At 60.2% G+C, this 21,136-nt stretch carries 17 protein-coding genes; 5 read left to right on the top strand and 12 right to left on the bottom strand.

What is annotated here, in order from left to right:
• Window positions 1–7 precede the first annotated feature (7 nt).
• Complete coding sequence (locus BMX68_RS02940; RefSeq protein ID WP_026013431.1) at window positions 8–2,704, top strand: DEAD/DEAH box helicase; 2,697 nt, start codon at window positions 8–10, stop codon at window positions 2,702–2,704.
• 69 nt (window positions 2,705–2,773) lie between these two features.
• Here BMX68_RS02940 and nagZ read toward each other — a convergent pair whose 3' ends face one another.
• Together nagZ and BMX68_RS02930 are read right to left on the bottom strand one after the other, a co-directional pair.
• The gene (nagZ, locus tag BMX68_RS02935; RefSeq protein ID WP_176987347.1) at window positions 2,774–3,772 is read right to left on the bottom strand and encodes a beta-N-acetylhexosaminidase; all 999 of its coding nucleotides are present in this window, start codon (window positions 3,770–3,772) and stop codon (window positions 2,774–2,776) included.
• A gap of 37 nt (window positions 3,773–3,809) precedes the next feature.
• Entirely contained in the window at window positions 3,810–4,520 is a 711-nt protein-coding gene (locus BMX68_RS02930; protein WP_017134132.1) for a TetR/AcrR family transcriptional regulator, read from the bottom strand.
• A 251-nt stretch (window positions 4,521–4,771) separates the two neighbouring features.
• On the opposite strand from BMX68_RS02930, the gene lexA reads away from it, so the two are divergent.
• Window positions 4,772–5,380 carry a transcriptional repressor LexA gene (gene lexA / locus BMX68_RS02925; protein ID WP_026013432.1) on the top strand — a complete coding sequence of 203 codons (609 nt, stop codon included), beginning with the start codon at window positions 4,772–4,774 and terminating at the stop codon, window positions 5,378–5,380.
• Between the two features lie 10 nt (window positions 5,381–5,390).
• Entirely contained in the window at window positions 5,391–5,858 is a 468-nt protein-coding gene (gene sulA, locus BMX68_RS02920; RefSeq protein ID WP_017134133.1) for an SOS-induced cell division inhibitor SulA, read from the top strand.
• Between the two features lie 89 nt (window positions 5,859–5,947).
• On the opposite strand, the gene BMX68_RS02915 is transcribed toward sulA, so the two are convergent.
• The 7 genes from BMX68_RS02915 to BMX68_RS02880 all read right to left on the bottom strand — a co-directional run bounded on the left by BMX68_RS02915 (window position 5,948) and on the right by BMX68_RS02880 (window position 14,366).
• Window positions 5,948–6,181, bottom strand: a complete 234-nt coding sequence (locus tag BMX68_RS02915; protein ID WP_026013433.1) for a hypothetical protein — start codon at window positions 6,179–6,181, stop codon at window positions 5,948–5,950.
• Window positions 6,182–6,310: 129 nt separating this feature from the next.
• Window positions 6,311–6,832 (bottom strand): DUF6586 family protein, encoded by a 522-nt coding sequence (locus BMX68_RS02910; RefSeq protein WP_017134135.1) that lies wholly within the window; start codon window positions 6,830–6,832, stop codon window positions 6,311–6,313.
• Window positions 6,833–6,971: 139 nt separating this feature from the next.
• Complete coding sequence (topA, locus tag BMX68_RS02905) at window positions 6,972–9,593, bottom strand: type I DNA topoisomerase (RefSeq protein WP_060783799.1); 2,622 nt, start codon at window positions 9,591–9,593, stop codon at window positions 6,972–6,974.
• A 115-nt stretch (window positions 9,594–9,708) separates the two neighbouring features.
• A complete protein-coding gene (locus tag BMX68_RS02900; RefSeq protein WP_017134136.1) occupies window positions 9,709–9,945 on the bottom strand; it encodes a DUF1653 domain-containing protein in 237 nt (78 codons plus the stop codon).
• An 86-nt stretch (window positions 9,946–10,031) separates the two neighbouring features.
• Complete coding sequence (gene fadA, locus BMX68_RS02895) at window positions 10,032–11,207, bottom strand: acetyl-CoA C-acyltransferase FadA (RefSeq protein WP_026013434.1); 1,176 nt, start codon at window positions 11,205–11,207, stop codon at window positions 10,032–10,034.
• A 29-nt stretch (window positions 11,208–11,236) separates the two neighbouring features.
• A complete protein-coding gene (fadB, locus tag BMX68_RS02890; protein WP_017134138.1) occupies window positions 11,237–13,384 on the bottom strand; it encodes a fatty acid oxidation complex subunit alpha FadB in 2,148 nt (715 codons plus the stop codon).
• Between the two features lie 544 nt (window positions 13,385–13,928).
• Window positions 13,929–14,366 (bottom strand): hypothetical protein, encoded by a 438-nt coding sequence (locus BMX68_RS02880; RefSeq protein WP_017134139.1) that lies wholly within the window; start codon window positions 14,364–14,366, stop codon window positions 13,929–13,931.
• A gap of 107 nt (window positions 14,367–14,473) precedes the next feature.
• Between BMX68_RS02880 and BMX68_RS02875 the strand changes: the two genes are divergently transcribed.
• Entirely contained in the window at window positions 14,474–14,914 is a 441-nt protein-coding gene (locus BMX68_RS02875; RefSeq protein WP_017134140.1) for a universal stress protein, read from the top strand.
• Window positions 14,915–14,965: 51 nt separating this feature from the next.
• Here BMX68_RS02875 and BMX68_RS02870 read toward each other — a convergent pair whose 3' ends face one another.
• Complete coding sequence (locus BMX68_RS02870; RefSeq protein ID WP_017134141.1) at window positions 14,966–16,885, bottom strand: ATP-binding cassette domain-containing protein; 1,920 nt, start codon at window positions 16,883–16,885, stop codon at window positions 14,966–14,968.
• 211 nt (window positions 16,886–17,096) lie between these two features.
• On the opposite strand from BMX68_RS02870, the gene BMX68_RS02865 reads away from it, so the two are divergent.
• On the top strand, window positions 17,097–19,025 hold the full coding sequence (locus BMX68_RS02865; RefSeq protein WP_017134142.1) for a transglycosylase SLT domain-containing protein: 1,929 nt from the start codon (window positions 17,097–17,099) through the stop codon (window positions 19,023–19,025).
• Window positions 19,026–19,068: 43 nt separating this feature from the next.
• On the opposite strand, the gene BMX68_RS02860 is transcribed toward BMX68_RS02865, so the two are convergent.
• On the bottom strand, window positions 19,069–19,878 hold the full coding sequence (locus BMX68_RS02860) for an MOSC domain-containing protein (RefSeq protein WP_017134143.1): 810 nt from the start codon (window positions 19,876–19,878) through the stop codon (window positions 19,069–19,071).
• Between the two features lie 108 nt (window positions 19,879–19,986).
• A complete protein-coding gene (locus BMX68_RS02855) occupies window positions 19,987–20,916 on the bottom strand; it encodes a chemotaxis protein CheV (protein ID WP_017134144.1) in 930 nt (309 codons plus the stop codon).
• Between the last annotated feature and the right edge of the window lie 220 nt (window positions 20,917–21,136).

Raw genomic sequence — 21,136 nt, 5'->3', positions numbered from 1 at the left:
CCAGCCGATGCCCTCATCCCTGACGCCCTCCATGACCAAGCCACTCGCGCCGTCATGGGTCAGCCGCTTCAAGGAACAGAGCCTGGAACGTGGCAGGCGCTACGCCGTGGAAAACCGGGTGAGAATTGTCCAGGTCGGTGATAGCACCATCACCGCCAGTTGCGAAGGCTCCGGTGGCAATGTCTACCGCCAAACCGTTCACCTTCGCGAGTCAGCCAAGGGCACCTTGCTGATTGTCGATGCCAACTGCACCTGTCCGGTTCGCAGCTACTGCAAGCACACCGCGGCGGTCTTGTTGAAAGTCCAGGAAACCCTGGCCTACCCAGCAGCGGAACAAGACGCCGAACTGCTGGAAAAGCTGCAGGCGGTGTTGGATGCCCGCCCTCCCGCGCTGCCCCAGCAGCTCGTCGAAGACGTCATGCCCGTGCCGCGCCTGTGGTTGGCCAGCGTCGCGTTCAGCGCCTTCGAACCGCGCAACGGACGCATGCAGCGCTACATCCAGCACCGTGCGGCACTGTCGTTTAACTACCTGGGCGAGTACGTCAGCGGACAGAAAAACGCCGATATTATCCTGCGCCAGGAGCACCAGAGCCTGCGTATCAAGCGCCAGCCCGAAGCAGAAAAGACTGGCCGCGAGCAGTTGCGCCTGCTCGGCTTCAAGATCGCCACGCGACAAAGCAAGGCCCTGCCGGAAAGCGCCGGCGATCTGTACGAGATGGTCAACGACAGCGCCTGGCTGAACTTCACCCTCAACGAGCTGCCAGGTTTGCGCAGTCAGGGCTGGGAGTTGCAGATCGACGAGGATTTCGGTTTCGACCTGAGCACCATCGACGACTGGTACGCCACTGTCGACGAAGCACCGGGGCGCGACTGGTTCGACCTCGAATTGGGGATCATCGTCAATGGCGAACGCCTGAGCCTGCTGCCGATTCTGCTCAATCTGATGCGCTCCCACACCGAACTACTCAACCCCGAGCGTCTGGCCCGGCGCCGAGACGACGAGCTGATCCTGGTGAATATCCCCGCCTCGCCCAACGGCAGCCACGGGCCGCTGCAAGTAGCGCTGCCCTACGGGCGCCTCAAGCCGGTGCTGATCACCCTCGGCGAGTTCTACCTGGAAGAACCCGGCGCCACCGCCCTACGTCTGAGCCGCGCCGATGCCACGCGCCTCAACCCTCTCGACGGCTTGCCGCTGCTCTGGGAAGGCGGCGAACAGATTCGTAACTTCGCCGAGCGCCTGCGCGATATCCGCGAGTATCAGGCCTGCATTCCCAAGGGGCTCAACGCCACCTTGCGCCCCTACCAACACGAAGGCCTGAGCTGGATGCAATCGCTACGGCAATTGCAAGTCGGCGGGATCCTCGCCGACGACATGGGCCTGGGCAAGACCTTGCAGACCCTGGCGCATATGCTCAGCGAAAAGCATGCCGGACGCCTCGACTGCCCCTGCATGGTAGTGATGCCCACCAGCCTGATACCCAATTGGGTCGACGAAGCCGCACATTTCACTCCCCAGCTCAAGGTCCTGGCACTGTACGGCGCCGCCCGCAAAAAACATTTCGCACAACTGCAAAATTACGACCTGATCCTCACCACCTATGCCCTACTGCCCAAGGACATCGAGAAACTCAAGCTGCAACCGTTGCATGTGTTGGTGCTCGATGAGGCGCAGTACATCAAAAACCCCGGCAGCAAGGCCGCCCACGCCGCCCGCGAGCTGAATGCACGCCAGCGCCTGTGCCTGAGCGGCACGCCGCTGGAAAACCACCTCGGCGAACTCTGGTCGTTGTTCCACTTCCTCCTGCCGGGCTGGTTGGGAGATATCAAGCGCTTCAACCGCGACTACCGCGTGCCCATCGAAAACCGCGCCAGCGAAGTCCGCCTGCAACACCTCAACGGTCGGATCAAACCTTTTCTGCTGCGTCGGACCAAGGAACAGGTGGCCACCGAACTGCCGCCCAAGACCGAAATTATTCACTGGGTTGAACTCAACGAGGCCCAGCGCGACGTCTACGAGACCATGCGCCTGGCGATGGACCGGAAAGTCCGCGACGAAATCACTCGCAAAGGCGTGGCCCGCAGCCAGATCATCATTCTCGAAGCCCTGCTCAAGCTGCGCCAGGTCTGCTGCGACCTGCGCCTGGTCAACGGCGCCACCCTGCCGGCGCGTGGCAGCGCTTCCGGCAAGCTCGACAGCCTGATGGAAATGCTCGATGAGTTGTTTGCCGAGGGCCGACGGATCCTGCTGTTCTCCCAGTTCACCTCGATGCTGGCGTTAATCGAGGTGGAGCTACAAAAGCGCAATGTGGCCTATGCGCAGCTGACCGGACAGACCCGGGATCGAAGGACTCCGGTCAAGGACTTCCAGAGCGGGAAATTGCAGATTTTCCTGATCAGCCTCAAGGCCGGTGGCGTCGGCCTGAACCTCACCGAGGCCGACACCGTGATCCACTACGACCCGTGGTGGAATCCGGCGGCGGAAAACCAGGCAACCGACCGCGCGTACCGGATTGGCCAGGAAAAACCGGTGTTCGTCTACAAAATGATCGCTCGCGGCACGGTGGAGGAGAAGATCCAACATCTGCAACAGGAAAAATCCGCCCTCGCCGCGGGCGTGCTCGACGGGCGCCAGGCCGGCGACTGGCAGTTACAGAACGACGATATCGAGGCGCTGTTTGCGCCGTTGCCCACCCAATCAACTTAGCGAAGCATGAGTTCCAAACGGCTCGACCGACAGCTATCAGCCGGCACCGAGACCGCTTGCCAGAGGGGCTCAATCAATCAATTGGGCGTCCCTGAGGGCTTCGATAGCCGTCAGCCAACGCGGCTCCTGACGGTAATCGGTGCGAGCAAACCCCTGCCCGCGCATCCTCGCGATACGGGGCGACGGCGTCACCCGCAGGCGCTGGACCGCGCCAAGCGCCAACTCCGCCGCCGCCCGGTCGTTGCACACCAGGCCCATATCGCAACCGGCTGACAACGCCGCTTCGATGCGACTGGCGGCATCGCCAACCACATGGGCACCGGCCATCGACAAGTCATCGCTGAAGATGACCCCGTCGAATTGCAACTCACCACGCAGGATCTCCTGCAACCAACGCCGGGAAAACCCGGCAGGCTGCGCATCGACCTGTGGGTAAATCACATGGGCCGGCATCACCGCCGCCAACTGCTGGCTCAACCGTGCGAAAGGCACCAGGTCATGGCTACGGATAACCTCCAGGCTGCGCTCATCGACGGGGATCGCCACATGGGAATCCGCCTCGGCCCAACCATGCCCCGGAAAATGCTTGCCGGTGGCCGCCATGCCAGCGTCCTTCATCCCACGGATAAAGGCACCGGCCAGCAACGCCGCACGCTCGGGGTCGCCCTCGAAGGCGCGGCTACCCACCACCGCGCTACGCTGGTGATCCAGGTCGAGTACTGGCGCAAAGCTCAGGTCAAGCCCTACGGCCAGGACTTCCGTTGCCATCAGCCAGCCGCATTGCTCGGCCAGGTATTCGGCGTTCGGATTGTCAGCAATGGCGCGCATCGCCGGCAAGCGCACAAAGCCCTGGCGCAAGCGCTGCACGCGGCCACCCTCCTGGTCGACCGCCAGCAACAGGTCGGGGCGAATCGCACGGATCGACGCACTCAGTTCGCGCACCTGGCGCGGATGCTCGATATTGCGTGCGAAGATGATCAGCCCACCCACTTGCGGCTGGCGCAGCAACTGACGATCTTCAGCCGTCAGCCACGTACCGGCGATGTCGACCATCAGGGAGCCTTGCAGGGCAGTACTCATAGAAAATCCTTGTGAAAAAAATACATCAGGCCTTGGCGGCGACCGGCACGCTCGACTTGCTACGCGGCCGTAACTGGGCGCCAGCCATGGCTTCATCCGTCACGCCACTGTCCGCACGCATGCCGGCCGCGAGGAACGGCACCATCAGGCGCATTACGGTCTCGATCGAGGTGTTGACGCCGAAATCGGTCTCGGCAATCGCTCGCAACGCCTTGATCCCGGACATGCTGAACGCCGCCGCCCCCAACATGAAGTGGACGCGCCAGAACAATTCGATCGGCGGAATACGCGGGGCCGCCTCATTGACCAGGAGCATGTAGCGACGGAACACCCTGCCGTACATGTCTTCCAGATAGCGCCGCAAGTGACCCTGGCTCTGGCTGAACGCCAACCCCAGCAAGCGCATGAAGATCGACAGGTCGTTGCCGCTGCGCGGCTGCACCACCAACGCCTGCTCGACAAGGATTTCCAGCAGATCCTCCAGGCTCGACTTGACCTCGGGCCTGGCCAGGCGCTGCTCCAGCTCGCGGTCAAGGCTGATGCAGAATGGTCCGAGGAAGCGCGAAAACACCGCCTGGATAAGGGCTTTCTTTGAGCCGAAGTGGTAATTCACCGCCGCCAGATTGACGCCCGCCTTGCTGGTGATCAATCGCAATGAGGTCTCGGCGAAACCTTTTTCCGCGAACAATTGCTCGGCGGCATCGAGAATGCGTTCAACGGTTTCCGATTGGGCCACGATTATTCCGCCTGACAAACACTTGTTTGAAACATACGTTTCAATTCAAAAAATGTCAAGTCTGACAGTCCATTCGTGGCCGGCCGGTCAGGTATTAAATCATAGAAATCGGGACCTGTAGCACAGTGCTCGACTCAGTTGTCGGCAACCTTCCCGACAACCGTCCGGCGGACGCTTTGAAAAGGAGGATTGCCAAGTGCCTTCCACTGTATATAATCCCAGTCACTGTATAAAAAAACAGAGCGATCGAGATGCTAAAACTGACGCCACGCCAAGCTGAGATTCTGGTTTTTATCAAACGCTGCCTGGAGGATAACGGTTATCCGCCGACCCGCGCGGAGATTGCCCTGGAACTGGGTTTCAAGTCACCGAACGCGGCCGAGGAGCACCTCAAGGCCCTGGCGCGCAAGGGTGCCATCGAAATGACCCCTGGCGCCTCGCGCGGCATTCGTATTCCTGGCTTCGAGGCCAAGGCCGACGAGTCCACCTTGCCGATCATCGGCCGGGTCGCCGCAGGCGCGCCGATTCTCGCCCAACAGCATGTCGAGGAATCCTGCAACATCAATCCGACCTTCTTCCATCCCCGAGCCGACTACCTGTTGCGCGTTCACGGCATGAGCATGAAGGACGTCGGCATTTTCGACGGTGACCTGCTGGCCGTGCATACGTGCCGCGAAGCCCGCAACGGCCAGATCGTGGTGGCGCGGATCGGCGAGGAAGTCACCGTCAAGCGCTTCAAGCGCGAAGGCAGCAAGGTCTGGCTGCTGGCTGAAAACCCCGAGTTCGCCCCCATCGAAGTCAACCTGAAAGATCAGGACTTCGTCATCGAAGGTTTGAGTGTCGGCGTCATTCGCCGCTGAAGGAGGCATCATGCAATTTCCGCAAACTCCACAACACGCACAGTTGCCCTTGTTCGAAGCTTTCATGGCGCAGCCGCTGGCTCCGCTTCTCACGGAAGTGGTTGAAACGCCCTGGAGCACCGAGTCCGAGGTCTTCAGCGAATTGTCGTTACGTGGCGGGAATTGCCTGAGCCTGCTGGCGCCCATCCTGCGTGAACTGAGCCAGGACCAGGATGCCCGCTGGTTGACCCTGATCGCCCCGCCGTCGAGCCTGACCCAGGCCTGGCTGCGGGAAGCAGGATTGAATCGCGAGCGAATCCTGCTGCTGCAACCCAGTAGCGCCCAGAATGCCCAGCAGCTGACTTGCGAAGCCTTGCGCCTGGGACGCAGCCATACCGTGGTCAGTTGGCTCAATCCGCTGAGCAACAGCGCTCGCCAACAATTGATCAGCGCAGCCCGCAAGGGTGATGCGCAAAGCCTGAATATTCGTTTGGGCTAGACAGAGGCGCCGCAGGCACTCTTAGCGCGTATGCTGAACAGGGAAGTCGATCAGAATCGATGATCTACGCTAGAAAACGGTTGGCAGCTTCAATGAAGAACGCGCGGACCGTCTTCTTTCTCAAGCTCGCCTTCTACCAATCGCCCCGCCATCTGCACACCGACGCTCAACATGGCTTTGGCTACTTCGACATGCTGGCCCTGCAGGAACACTTTGGCATCTTCAGAGAAGTTCAAGGTAACCAGAGAACCTTCGTCCTCGGCCCGGCGCAGCTCGATACGGCCGTCCGGCAGTTCGACGATTTCTAGAAAGGACGTAGGCATAAAAATCTGTTCTCCACGAAAGGCCAGGATTATATCAGTCATCCGTGGCAACTCGCTCAAGATCTCAACAGCTTTCTTTACTGCTTGATGAACAACTGACAGACGGAGCCTACAGCCCCACCCAACGAATTAGCACTCGTTCAGTCCATCGCGAAAGCGGATCGCCAAACCCTTGAGGTTCTGTCGCCAGCCCTCCAGCTCCTCGCGCCCCAGCTGCGGAGTTTCCTCCTCGTCCAGGCCGACCGCCACGATCAACGGTTGCAACACGTCTCCCTTGGCTTTCCTGGGCATCTGGGGCGGCAAGTACAAGGCCGTGTGCGCGGCGATCAGCCGGGCCAGCCAGGTTTGCGGGCTGTGGGCCAACTCGACCAGCTCGGCCATTTCCGGAATAGCAATGGATGCCAGCGCTTCCCGGGTCAGCAATAGCTCGGCACGCGGCGCATTGGCCTGGGGCAGCCGGTAGAAACCGGCAATTTCATGGCACAGCCCGAGCAAGGCGCCATACAGGTGGAATACCGCCGCTTCACGCTCGGCCTGGATCAGCGCCAGCGCGTTTAGAGCCCGGCTTTCCTCGGCCTTGCCCAAGGCCTCAAGCGCCAGGCCCGCGTAAAAAATCTTCTGGTTGGTGCGAGTGTAGAGTTCATTGGCCATGACGGCGCACTCCAGACAAAAAGCCACAGGCGAGTCGGACAGTTTCAGGGATCGACCCGGCTTGCGGCAAGCCAAAAAGACCAAGGCCGCGTGAAACCCCAGGTCTTCACACGGCCTTGCCACTACGAGATAGCGGACATCAGGCGCCCTGACGCTTGTCCTCGACCTTCCACTTGCCACCGTCGTAGAACGCCTTCCAACCGGTCGGCTTGCCATCGACTTCGCTCTGCACGTACTGCTCCTTGGTCTTGCGGCTGTAGCGAATGACTGCCGGACGCCCGTCCGGGTCCTTCTTCGGCGCTTCACAGAGGAAGTGGTACTTGGGATCGATCTCGTCCTTGTGAGGAACGATCTCGATCACCAGCGGCGCACGGGTCTCACGGTTTTTCGGGAACTGGCTGGCCGCCAGGAACAGGCCGGACGCACCGTCACGCAAGATGTAGGTATCGTTGACCTTTTCGCACTTGAGCTCCGGCATCTTCACCGGATCCATCTTCGGCGGTGCCGCGTCACCGCTCTTGAGCAGCTTGCGGGTATTCTTGCAGGTCGGATTGGTGCAACCGAAGAACTTGCCGAAGCGACCGGTCTTGAGCTGCATTTCGCTGCCGCACTTGTCGCATTCCAGGCTCGGGCCTTCATAGCCCTTGATCCGGTAGCTGCCCTCTTCGATCTCGTAGCCGGCGCAATCCGGGTTGTTGCCACAGATATGCAACTTGCGTTTCTCGTCCAGCAGGTAGGCATCCATTGCCGTGCTGCAAATCGGGCAGCGATGCTTGCCACGCAGCACCAGCGATTCCGACTCGCCCTCATCGTCAGCGGCGATCTCGTCGCCGGGAACCAGATTGACGGTCGCCTTGCAGCGTTCTTTGGGCGGCAGACTGTAACCCGAGCAGCCGAGGAACACTCCCGTGGATGCGGTACGAATCTGCATCGGTCGGCCACAGGTCAGGCACGGGATGTCGGTCATGACCGGCTGGTTGGCACGCATGCCGTTTTCCGCGCCTTCGGCCACTTCGAGCTTCTTCTTGAAGTCGCCGTAGAACTCGTCGAGCACGTTTTTCCAGTCACGCTCGCCCTGGGCCACGTCATCGAGGTTCTCTTCCATGCCGGCGGTGAAACCGTAGTCCATCAGGTTCGAGAAGCTCTCCGCGAGGCGCTCGGTGACAATGTCGCCCATCTTCTCGGAGTAAAAGCGACGGTTGTGCAGCGCCACATAGCCACGGTCCTGGATGGTGGAAATGATCGCCGCATAAGTCGAAGGACGACCAATGCCACGCTTTTCCATTTCCTTGACCAGGCTGGCTTCGGAGTAACGCGCCGGCGGTTTGGTGAAGTGCTGGCTCGGGTCGAGCTGGATCAGCTTGAGCACATCGCCCTGGCTCATCTCCGGCAGCACATCATCATCGCCCGGCTTGGCGATCTGTGGCATCACGCGGGTATAGCCGTCGAACTTCAGGATGCGCCCCTTGGCACGCAACTCGAAGTCACCGGCCCCCACCGTCACGGTGGTCGACAAGTACTGCGCCGGCAGCATCTGGCAGGCGAGAAACTGGCGCCAGATCAGTTCGTAAAGGCGCTCGGCATCACGCTCCATACCCGACAACTTGCTCGGCTCGGTATTGGCATCGGAAGGACGGATCGCTTCGTGAGCCTCCTGGGCGCCTTCCTTGCTGCTGTAGACGTTTGGCGAGTCCGGCAGGTACTTCTTGCCGAACTCGCTCTCGATGTAGCTGCGTGCCATCGCCACGGCATCGACCGAGAGGTTGGTCGAGTCGGTACGCATATAGGTGATGTAGCCGGCCTCATATAGACGCTGGGCCATCATCATGGTCTTCTTCACCCCGAAGCCCAGGCGGTTGCTTGCGGCTTGCTGCAGGGTGGAGGTGATGAACGGGGCCGAGGGCTTGCTGCTGGTCGGTTTGTCTTCGCGCTTGGCGATGGTATAGGCCGATGCCCGGAGCTTCTCCAGTGCCGCCATGGCCTGGGCTTCGTTGAGTGGCTTGAAGGCCTCGCCTTTTTCCCGGGCCACTTCGAAGCGCACCTTGGCGCCCTTAGTGGTGCCCAGGTCGGCGTGGATTTCCCAGTATTCTTCCGGGTTGAATGCGCGAATTTCGCGCTCGCGCTCGACCACCAATTTCACCGCCACCGACTGCACACGACCGGCGGACAGGCCACGGGCGATCTTGGCCCACAGCAGCGGCGAAACCATGTAACCCACCACGCGATCGAGGAAACGTCGCGCCTGCTGGGCATTGACGCGATCCAGGTCCAGCTCGCCCGGCTTGGAGAAGGCTTCCTGGATTGCCTTCTTGGTAATTTCGTTGAACACCACGCGCTTGTAGCGGCTGTCGTCACCGCCGATGGCTTCGCGCAGGTGCCAGGCAATGGCCTCCCCTTCGCGGTCCAAGTCGGTTGCGAGGTAGATGGTGTCAGCATCCTTGGCGAGCCGGCGCAGCTCCTCGATCACCTTCTCCTTGCCAGGAAGGATTTCGTAACGGGCTTTCCAGCCATGATCCGGATCGACGCCCATGCGCGAGACAAGCTGCTTGCGCGCCTTCTCTTTTGCCGAGAGCACCGGCGCTTCGCCAGCGCCAGCCTTGCCACGCTTGGCGGCAGGTTCTTTGGCGGCACTCGCCGAACCGCTGGTGGGCAGGTCTCGGATATGGCCGATACTCGACTTCACCACGTACTGGGTACCCAAGTACTTGTTGATGGTCTTGGCCTTAGCCGGGGATTCCACAATGACCAGCGATTTGCCCATGGATCGGAAAATTCCTGAATGCTTGAAGTGAGAGCGCAGCCCGCGTCGGGCGCGGCATCGCTATATATAGTGGCAACAACGTGAGGTCAAGCGCGGGGTTCCGTGCAACCCGCACTCATGGCCTGGAAAAAAGGCTCGGTTCGGCTTGCACCAAAGCAAAGCGCGGGACCCGTTCGCCGTCAACCTCGACCGACTCCAGGAACATGCTCAAAGGACGTACCCAGAAGCCGCAATCGCCATACAACGCTTGGTAAAACACCACTTCCTCCTCAGTCTCGGAATGCCGTGCCACGCTGAAAACACGGTACTGCGGCCCCTTATAATGCTGATAGAGCCCAGGCTGCAATTTCATGTCTCGACCTCTTACAAAATAAAAATAAAAAAATTTTAAAAAACAAAAACCGGGGCACTAGGCCCCGGATTCCATCGACGAGACACTTAGACGCGTTCGAAGACGGTGGCAATGCCCTGGCCGAGACCGATGCACATGGTGGAGACCCCAAAGGTCCCGCCATTCTGCTTCATCACGTTGAGCAAGGTGCCGGAGATTCGCGCACCGGAACAACCGAACGGGTGGCCCAGAGCAATGGCACCGCCGTGCAGGTTAATCTTGTCGTTCATCTTGTCGAGCACTTTCAGATCCTTCAGCACCGGCAAGGCCTGTGCGGCGAAGGCTTCGTTGAGCTCCAAGAAGTCGATATCGGAGATCGCCAGGCCCGCGCGCTTCAGCGCTTTCTGGGTCGCCGGTACCGGACCATAGCCCATGATCGCTGGATCTACACCCGCCACCGCCATCGAGCGGATCACCGCCAGAGGCTGGATCCCGAGGTCCTGGGCACGCTGCGCCGACATCACAATCATGCACGAAGCACCATCGGTGATCTGCGACGAAGTGCCTGCCGTCACGGTGCCGCCCTTGGGGTTGAACGCCGGCTTCAACGCCGCCAGGCTTTCCAGGGTCGTTTCCGGACGAATGGTTTCGTCGTAGTCGAACACTTTCAGGAAACCATTTTCGTCATAACCCTGCATCGGGATGATTTCGTCCTTGAACTTACCTTCCACCGTGGCCTTGTGAGCCAACTGATGGGAGCGCACGCCAAAGGCATCCTGCTGCTCGCGGGTAATGCCGTGCATCTTGCCAAGCATCTCGGCGGTCAGGCCCATCATGCCCGAGGCCTTCGCCGCGTACAGCGACATGTGCGGGTTAGGATCGACACCGTGCATCATTCCGACATGGCCCATATGCTCGACGCCGCCGACGAGGAAGACGTCACCATTGCCGGTCATGATTGCCTGGGCGGCGGTGTGCAGCGCGCTCATCGACGAGCCGCACAGGCGACTGACGGTCTGACCGGCAGCGGTGTGCGGGATCTGGGTCATCAGCGATGCCATGCGCGCGATGTTCCAGCCCTGCTCCAGGGTCTGGTTCACACAGCCCCAGATCACGTCCTCGACTTCGTTCGGGTCGACCTTGACGTTGCGTTCCAGCAGCTTGCTGATCAGGTGCGCCGACATGTCCTCGGCGCGGGTGTTGCGGTGCATGCCGCCCTTGGAGCGGCCCATCGGAGTACGACCGAAGTCGACAATCACGACGTCTCTAGGATTCAAGCTCATATCGTTCACTCTCGCTCTGGTGTGGGCGCTTAACCGAAAAACCGCTGGCCGTTCTTGGCCATTTCGCGCAGCTTCGCGGTCGGGTGGTACAGCGCGCCCAGGTCGGCGTACTGATCGGCCAGGGCAACGAATTCGGCCACACCGATGGAATCGATGTAGCGCAACGCACCGCCACGGAAGGGCGGGAAACCAATACCATAGACCAACCCCATGTCGGCTTCGGCGGCAGTCTCGACGATACCGTCTTCCAGGCAGCGCACGGTTTCCAGGCACAACGGGATCATCATCCAGTTGATGATGTCCTCGTCGCTCACTTCACGCTGCTCGTAGATGATCGGCTTGAGCACTTCCAACACCGAAGAGTCGGTGACTTTGTTCTGTTTGCCGCGCTTGTCGGTCTCGTAGGCGTAGAAGCCCTTGCCGTTCTTCTGACCCAGGCGCTTGGCCTCATACAAGGCATCGACAGCCGAACGACGGTCGTCCTTCATGCGGTCCGGGAAACCTTCGGCCATCACATCGCGGCCATGATGACCGGTATCGATGCCGACCACGTCCATCAGATAGGCCGGGCCCATCGGCCAGCCGAACTTCTCCATGACCTTGTCGATACGGACGAAGTCCACGCCAGCGCTGACCAGCTTGGCGAAACCGCCGAAGTACGGGAACAGGATACGGTTGACCAAAAAGCCTGGACAGTCGTTGACCACGATCGGGTTCTTGCCCATCTTCTTGGCATAGGCCACGGTAGTGGCAATCGCTTGTTCGCTGGACTTCTCGCCACGGATCACTTCCACCAGCGGCATCATATGCACCGGGTTAAAGAAGTGCATGCCGACGAAATTTTCCGGACGTTTGAGGGCCTTGGCCAGCAGGCTGATGGAAATGGTCGAGGTGTTGGACGCAAGGATCGCATTTTCCCTGACCTGGGCTTCCACTTCCGCCAGTACTGCCTGCTTGACCTTTGGGTTCTCGACTACCGCTTCGACCACCAGATCGACATGACCGAAGTCGCCGTAGGACAGGGTCGGACGAATGCCGTTGAGCACTTCGGCCATCTTCGCCGCGCTCATGCGGCCCTTGTCGACGCGACCGACCAGCAGCTTGGCGGCTTCCGCCAGCCCCTGCTCGATGCCGTGCTCGTTGATGTCCTTCATCAGGATCGGCGTTCCCTTGGACGCCGACTGATAAGCGATGCCACCGCCCATGATACCGGCGCCCAACACGGCGGCCTGTTTCACCTCCTTGGCGATTTCGTCATAGACCCTGGCCTTTTTCTTCAACTCCTGGTCATTCAGGAACAGCCCGATCAGGCTCTGTGCAGCCGAGGTCTTGGCCAGTTTCACGAAACCGGCGGCCTCAATTTCCAGCGCCTTGTCGCGACCGAAGTTGGCGGCTTTCTGGATTGCCTTGATCGCTTCGACCGGAGCCGGGTAGTTCGGACCGGCCTGACCGGCGACAAACCCCTTGGCGGTTTCGAACGCCATCATCTGCTCGATGGCATTGAGCTTGAGCTTGTCCAGCTTGGGCTGGCGCCTGGCTTTATGATCGATCTCGCCGCCAATGGCGCGCTTGACCAGTTCCAGGGCGGCTGCCCGCAGCTTTTCCGGAGCGACCACGGCATCGACGGCACCGACCTTCAGAGCGTCTTCGGCACTGTTTTCCTTACCGGCGGCAATCCACTCGATGGCATTGTCCGCACCGATCAGGCGCGGCAAGCGCACGGTGCCACCAAAGCCCGGATAGATTCCCAGCTTGACTTCCGGCAGACCAATCTTCGCACGGGTGGACATCACGCGAAAATCCGCGGCCAGGCACATTTCCAGGCCGCCACCCAGGGCGATGCCATTGATTGCGGCAACGGTCGGTACGGCCAGGTCCTCGAAATCGCTGAAAATCCTGCTGGCTTCGAGGGTACCCGCCAGGAGCTCGGCATCGGGCAGCTTGAAGTTGTCGACAAATTCGGTGATGTCGGCGCCGACGATAAACACGTCCTTGCCGCTGCTGACAATGACACCCTTGATCGAGGCATCGGCCTTGATGGCGCCTACCGCCTGACGCAACTCGTTCAGGGTTAGACGGTTGAACTTGTTGACGGACTCACCCTTGAGGTCGAACGTCAGTTCGACGATACCACTTTCAAGAGCCTTAACCGTGATGGCTTTACCTTCGTAAATCATCAACTGATCTCCACGATATGGAAGCTGAACAGTACGCGTCGGACGCTAACTTCTGACCCGGCATTGACCTCATCATCGCTGCTACGCCAAGCTGCCAGGCGAACCCGCCGACGCGATAGTCGGGATTCTGTAAGAGTTGTCTGATCAGACAAACGCTCAATTCATACGCCCGTTTGATTTGGGTGTAAACACGATCACGGAATTCGAGACAATTGTCAATTGTCGAAAACACTCCCTAAAAATGCGATTTTCCAGTCACTTTCAAGGCCGACGAGTACGCCAGCAGCGGGCCTGATGACGTCTCATTCACGGAAACAATACCCCACCAAGCGACCAGATCAGGCAACGATAAGGGAATAAACCTACCAGATCCCAAGAAACAGCTTGGTAGAAAATAGGGCATTTTTTATGAAGCCGAAGCATAAGCCTCGCCACACTGCTTGGTCAGCCTGCTTGACCTACCCAGACTCATATAGCCTGTCGGGTCGTAATTTGACTGTTTTCCCGTCGCGATGCCAGCGCCATTGCGGCTCGCTTACTTGCCTCAGGCCAGCGCCTTGAGTACAGCTGCGATGTCCTGTAATACCAGCACCTCACCGCGCTCACCCCAGTACAACGCGATCATCTGCTTGTCTGCCTCGACCTTGAACACATTGGCCGGCAATGTCCTGAAATGAACCAGCAAGGCATCATCTACCAGCACCTCGCGCCATCGGTTGACCCAAACCCCAGGCTCAGTCTGCCAGTAGCTCCAACACGCCGGGTCCTGACCACGGCGGGGCCGGTGGTATTGGGCACACGGACTGGGTGGTTCCTGTGTCAGCCAGTGCGGCCACTCCTGGGGCGCCAGTTGCATGCCCAGGCCGATGCGGCGTGCCTCCATACGCAGGGCCATCTGGCCGCTCTGGCGGCGCGAAGGACGCAACCAGGCCAGAGGGCTGAGAACTACCGCCAGGATTGACACCACTATCCAGACCGTCATATTTCTACTCCCCGAACATTATTCATGAGCCATTGGGTCGCCGCTGAACCAATCCGCATGAAACGAGCCATACTTAAAGCAATTGCGATCCTCAGGAGGTGCCTTCCATGCCCTACCACCACATTCTCGTTGCCGTCGACTTGACGGAAGAATGCGACCCGGTCATTCATCGCGCACGCGAACTGTCGGTCAGCAACAGCGCCAAATTGTCCCTGGTGCATATCGTCGAGCCCATGGCCATGGCCTTCGGCGGCGATGTGCCGATGGACCTGTCCCAATTGCAGCAGCAACAGTTCGATCAGGCCAAGGAGCGCCTGGAGCGGCTGATCCTCAAGTATCCCGAGCTGTCGCAAGATACCAGTCACCTGACCTACGGCCAGCCCCGCCAGGAAATTCATCACCTGGCCAAGGAACAGGCCTGCGACCTGATCGTGGTCGGCAGTCACGGCCGCCACGGGCTGGCCTTGCTGCTCGGATCTACCGCCAATGACGTGCTACACGGCGCTCCGTGTGACGTTCTCGCGGTCCGCCTGCAGAGCAAGAGCTGATCATCAAAAAAGCCCGGCATGAAGCCGGGCTTTTGCTTGCCAGTCGATCAATCAGGCATCCAACTCTGCCCAACGCTCCACCATCAGGTCCAGTTCAGCCTGGAGTTTTTCCAGCCGGGCAATCACTGCTGCCGTTTCAGTCGCAGGGCGCTGATAGAAACCCGTCTCGGCCATTTCGGCCTCGACAGCGGCAATCTCCTGCTCCTTGGCGTCGATCTCGCTCGGCAGGGCTTCCAGCTCGCGCTGCAGCTTGTAACTGAGCTTCTTTTTCGCTGCCGGAGCTTCGGCCACGGCCGCCACCGGCGCCGCGGGTGCGCTCACCACCGCCGAATTCAGCTCGGCCTTGCCCGACTTGTTCTCGGTCACGCCCAACAGCCGGGGCGAGCCGCCCTGGCGCAACCAGTCCTGATAACCACCGACGTATTCACGAACCTTGCCTTCGCCTTCGAAGACCAAGGTGCTGGTCACTACGTTATCGAGGAATACCCGGTCGTGGCTGACCATCAACACGGTGCCCTGGAAGGTCAACAGCACCTCCTCCAGCAGCTCGAGGGTTTCCACATCGAGGTCATTGGTCGGTTCATCGAGCACCAGCAGATTCGCCGGTTTGCTGAACAGCTTGGCCAGCAGCAAACGCGCACGCTCGCCACCGGACAAAGCCTTGACCGGCGTTCGCGCACGCTGCGGACTGAACAGGAAGTCACCGAGGTAGCTGAGCACATGACGGCTCTGGCCATCGATATCGATAAAGTCGCGACCTTCGGCGACGTTATCGATCACGGTCTTTTCCAGGTCCAGTTGATGACGCAACTGATCGAAGTAGGCCACGTCGATACGGGTGCCCTCTTCCACTTTGCCGCTAGTCGGCACCAGCCCGCTGAGCATTAGCTTCAACAGCGTCGTCTTGCCGGTACCGTTGGCCCCCAGCAGGCCAATCCGGTCGCCGCGCTGCAGGACCATGGAGAAATCCTTGATCAAGAACGGGCCGCCTGGGTGGGCAAAGCTGACGTTGTCGAGGACCATGACCTGTTTGCCGGATTTGTCGGCGGTTTCCAGTTGGATATTCGCCTTACCGGTGCGCTCGCGACGCTCACTGCGCTCTACGCGCAGGGCCTTCAACGCCCGCACGCGGCCTTCGTTACGGGTACGCCGGGCCTTGATGCCCTGGCGAATCCAGACTTCTTCCTGGGCCAGGCGCTTGTCGAACAATGCGTTGGCAGTTTCTTCAGCGGCCAGGGACGCTTCCTTGTGCACGAGGAAGCTGGCGTAGTCGCCATTCCAGTCGATCAGGCCGCCACGATCCAGCTCAAGGATGCGGGTCGCCAGGTTTTGCAGGAAAGAACGGTCGTGGGTAATAAACAGCACAGCGCCCTGGAAATCCTTCAGGGCCTCTTCCAACCAGGCAATCGCACCGATGTCCAAGTGGTTGGTCGGCTCATCGAGCAGCAGCAAGTCCGGCTCGGACACCAGCGCCTGGGCCAGCAGCACGCGACGACGCCAGCCGCCGGACAACTCAGCGAGGGTCTTGTCGGCGGGCAACTGCAGGCGACTCAGGGTGCTGTCGACCAGTTGCTGCAAACGCCAGCCGTCACGAGCCTCAAGGTCGTGCTGGACATGCATCAGTTTGTCCAGATCGGCATCGGTGACAATGTTCTGGCTCAGATGGTGATATTGCGCGAGCAACTCACCGACGCCATCCAGGCCCTCGGCCACGACATCGAACACGGTTCGCCCGTCGGCCACCGGCAGCTCTTGCGGCAATTCGCCGATCTTGAGTCCGGGCGCACGCCAGACGGAGCCGTCATCGGGCTTCTGATCGCCCTTGACCAGCTTCAGCATGCTGGATTTGCCTGTGCCATTGCGACCGATGATGCACACCCGCTCACCACGGGCGATCTGCCAGGACACCTTGTCCAACAACGGCATGGCGCCGAAAGCAAGGGACACATCGCTGAATTTGAGCAGGGTCATGAGCTTCTCCAAAAACCGGGCGCGTATTCTACCTGAGTTGGGCTATGAGGCGGCCGCGATTTTTGCCAATGAGCCGAGCAAGATGACAATTAGTATCAAGTTGCGTACAGCGCCCGGCAAAACTTTCGCCCGTCGCCGGCAAAAGGCTAAGCTACCCGACAATCCGTGTCGGCCTTGTCGCCACTTACCCGTTTTTTTGCTCGGAAGTCTCATGCGCAGCCGTCTTTTCAACTTTTTATCGTGCCTGCTTCTTTCCACCTGCGCCGTTCAAGCAGCCCAGGCTGTCGATCTCGCTCAGCAACGCCAACTCTACGACGAGGCCAAGCGCGCCCTGGCCAAGGGCGACTCAGGCCCTTACTTGCGCTATCAGGACACCCTGCGCAGCTACCCGCTTGAACCGTACCTAGCCTACGACGAACTGACCGCCCGGCTGAAAACCGCCAGCAACGCCGAGATCGAGAAATTTCTCGCCGAACACGGCGATCTGCCCCAGGCCAACTGGATGAAACTGCGTTGGTTGCGCTGGCTCGCCGAGCGTGGCGACTGGGGGCCCTTCGCCAAATATTACGACCCGAAACTGAATTTCACCGAACTGGACTGCCTCAATGGCCAATACCAGCTCATTCACAACCTGCGCGCCGAAGGCTACGCCACGGCACAAAAGCTCTGGTTGACCGGCAAGACCCAGCCAACCGCCTGTGATGCGCTGTTCGACCGCTGGGCGACGGAAGGCCAGTTGACCGAACAAAAACGCTGGCAGCGCCTCAAGCTGGCCGCCGAAGCCCGCAACTACACGCTGGCCACCGCCCTGATGAAGGGCCTGGGCACCCTCGGCGCGCAGGGTCAATTGATGATCGAGGTGGCGCAAAAACCCGACCTGCTCAGCCAACCCTCGCGCTTCCTGCCAGCCGATGACGCCATGTCCGACGTGGTCGGCCTCGGCCTGCGCCGCCTCGCCCGCCAGGATCCGGACAAGGCCATGGCGCTGCTCGACGGTTATGCCGCCAGCATGCACTTCTCCCGTGACGAAAAGGTTTCGATCGCCCGCGAGATCGGCCTGACCCTGGCGCGCCGCTATGACAGTCGCGCCCTCGATATCATGACCCAGTACGACCCGGAGCGGCGCGACAATACCGTCACCGAATGGCGCTTGCGCCTGCTGTTGCGCCTGGGCCGCTGGGAAGATGTCTACCAGTTGACCCGCAAGCTGCCTCAGGACCTGGCCGAGACCAATCGCTGGCGTTACTGGCAGGCCCGTAGCCTGGAGCTGGCGCAACCGCAGAATCCGCAGGCGCTGGTGCTGCTCAAAAATGTCGCCCGTGAGCGTGACTTCTACGGCTTCCTCGCCGCCGATCGCGCGCAGACGCCCTACCAGTTGACCAATCGCCCGCTAGTGCTCAGCCCGCAATTAATCAATAAAGTCCGCAATACACCGGGCGTGCGGCGGGCATTGGAGCTGCATGATCGCGGCCAGATTGTCGACGGTCGACGCGAGTGGTATCACGTCAGCCGGATGTTCAACCGTGACGAAATGGTTGCCCAGGCCAAATTGGCCTACGATCTGAAGTGGTACTTTCCCGCGATTCGCACTATCAGCCAGGCCCAGTATTGGGATGATCTGGATATCCGCTTCCCGATGGCTCACCGCGATACGCTAGTGCGCGAAGCCAAGCTACGCGGCCTGCATTCGAGCTGGGTGTTTGCTATTACCCGCCAGGAAAGTGCCTTCATGGATGACGCCCGCTCCAGCGCCGGCGCCACTGGCCTGATGCAACTGATGCCCGGCACCGCCAAGGAAACCGCGCGCAAGTTCAGCATCCCGCTGGCGTCCCCCCAGCAGGTGCTGGATCCGGACAAGAACGTCCAACTGGGTGCGGCCTATTTGAGCCAGGTCCACGGCCAGTTCAACGGTAACCGCGTGCTCGCCACCGCCGCCTACAACGCCGGCCCGGGCCGGGTCAGGCAATGGCTCAGGGGTGCCAACCACCTGAGTTTCGACGTCTGGGTGGAAAGCATTCCGTTCGATGAAACCCGCCAATACGTGCAGAACGTGCTGTCGTACTCGGTGATCTACGGCCAGAAACTCAACGCACCGCAGCCGCTGGTCGATTGGAACGAGCGTTATTTCGACGATCAATAAGGTTACTCATGCGCGCCGGCTGGCCGGCGCCTACCCTTTTGCGTCATGACTCAAGAACGGTAACCGGCATACCCACCTCAAGCCGCCCCTGGCCGTCATTGACCAGGTTTTGCCCGAACATCACATCCCCACCTTGTTCTCGATAGGTCTTGAGAGTCGTCAACGGTTCCCGGTCAACGCTACGCACCCCGGATTGCGGGTCGATCGTGGTCAGGATGCAGCGTGAGCAAGGCTTGATCACACGAAAATCGATGTCGCCGATACGAATACGCTTCCACTGGTCCTCGATAAACGCCGAGCCGCCCTCGATCACCAGGTTGGGACGAAAACGCAGCATCTCCAGAGGTCGTCCGACTTTGCGGGAAAGATCCTCCAGCGAGGCCTGGCCAATCAGCAACAACGGGAAACCATCGGCAAACGCCACACGGTCATCCTCCTTGCCATAACCCGCCTGGGTGGTCCGCGCCCGTTCCGGCGGCATATGGACCAGGCGCACCGGCCTGCCGATAAACTCGCTGAGCCAAGCCGCGGCTTCATCACCGGCATCGGGCACCCGCAAGGTATCGCTCCAGAGGGTCACCCCGCGTAACGACTGGTCTGCCGAGGGTAATGCCACCTCCAGCGCCAAACGCCCCGGTGCACTCAAGGTCAGGCCGCCCGCGGCATTCCACAAGGCGGACAACTGGCTCATGCCGGCCACGGCTCGTTGAGTCAGGAAGCGTCCGCTGGCTTCATCCACCACCATCCAGCGCCGATCCCCGCTCAACCCCAACTCGTCGAGCGAGCTGTGCTGCAGGCGTTCGCCCCTGCCGGACTTCAGCGGGTAACGGTACAGCGCGCTCAAACGCAACATGTCCAACTCCTGGAGAGGTAAAACAGTGATTCTACAGGAGGGTGAATCACCGTCACACAAACGTGCCCTGAGGTTCGGCTGGCCGGCACGCCTTGCAGACGCAGGGGATCAGCTCTTATCCAGCAACAAACGCTGGCGCACTACATCCACCAGCTTGTCCGGCTGGAACTTGGAAAGGAAGTTGTCGCAACCGACCTTCTTCACCATGGCATCGTTGAAGCTGCCGGACAGCGAGGTATGCAACACCACATAAAGACCGCGCAAGCGTGGGTCGTTGCGAATTTCGGTGGTCAGGCGATAACCGTCCATCTCTGGCATTTCCGCATCGGTGAAGACCATCAGCAACTTGTCGGTCATCACCGTCCCGGAATCGGCCCAGCCCTTGAGCATGTTCAACGCCTTCAATCCATCGCCGGCGATATGCATCTTCACCCCCAGTTGGCCCAGGGTATCGCGTAACTGCGACAAGGCCACGTTGGAGTCATCGACCAGCAACACCTCCCGCCCGCGCGCGCGCTCCATCAACGGATCGTCGAGTTTTTCACGGGACACCTTGGCGTTGTAGGGGACGATTTCAGCCAGGACTTTCTCGACATCGATGATTTCCACCAACTGATCGTCGACCTTGCTGATGGCAGTCAGGTAGTGCTGGCGACCCGCGCTGGTCGGCGGCGGTAGGATTGCCTCCCAGTTCATGTTGACGATGCGATCCACACCACCGACCAGGAATGCCTGCACCGAACGGTTGTATTCGGTCACGATAATGGTGCTGTTGGGACCTGGCACCAGAGGACGCATGCCAATCGCCTGGGACAGGTCGATCACCGGCAGGGTCTGGCCCCGCAAGTTGACCACACCGCAGACAAACGGATGGCGCTGGGGCATCAAGGTCAGCTTGGGCAGTTGCAGTACCTCCTGAACCTTGAACACGTTGATCGCGAACAACTGCCGACCGGCCAGGCGAAACATGAGAATCTCCAGACGATTCTCACCCACCAGTTGCGTGCGTTGGTCTACCGTGTCGAGAATGCCGGCCATCAATCACTCCTGGGGCGCTGATAAAAAAAGCTACATTGCGCGAGTTATCGGCTGGAGCTGTCAAAGCTTGACCGCCCACCCCAATGCCATGCAAAGCAGTTGATACCATATTGATATCATGCTTCACTGAATTCACCGCCAGAATTCGACACCCGCCCCAGGCGCGCGACCATCAATTATGCTTTTTGTTCCCCTCTATAGGGGAATCCCCTAGCAACAA

Source organism: Pseudomonas agarici (assembly GCF_900109755.1).
GTDB lineage: Bacteria > Pseudomonadota > Gammaproteobacteria > Pseudomonadales > Pseudomonadaceae > Aquipseudomonas > Aquipseudomonas agarici.
This window is presented reverse-complemented; position numbering and strand designations above follow the sequence as displayed.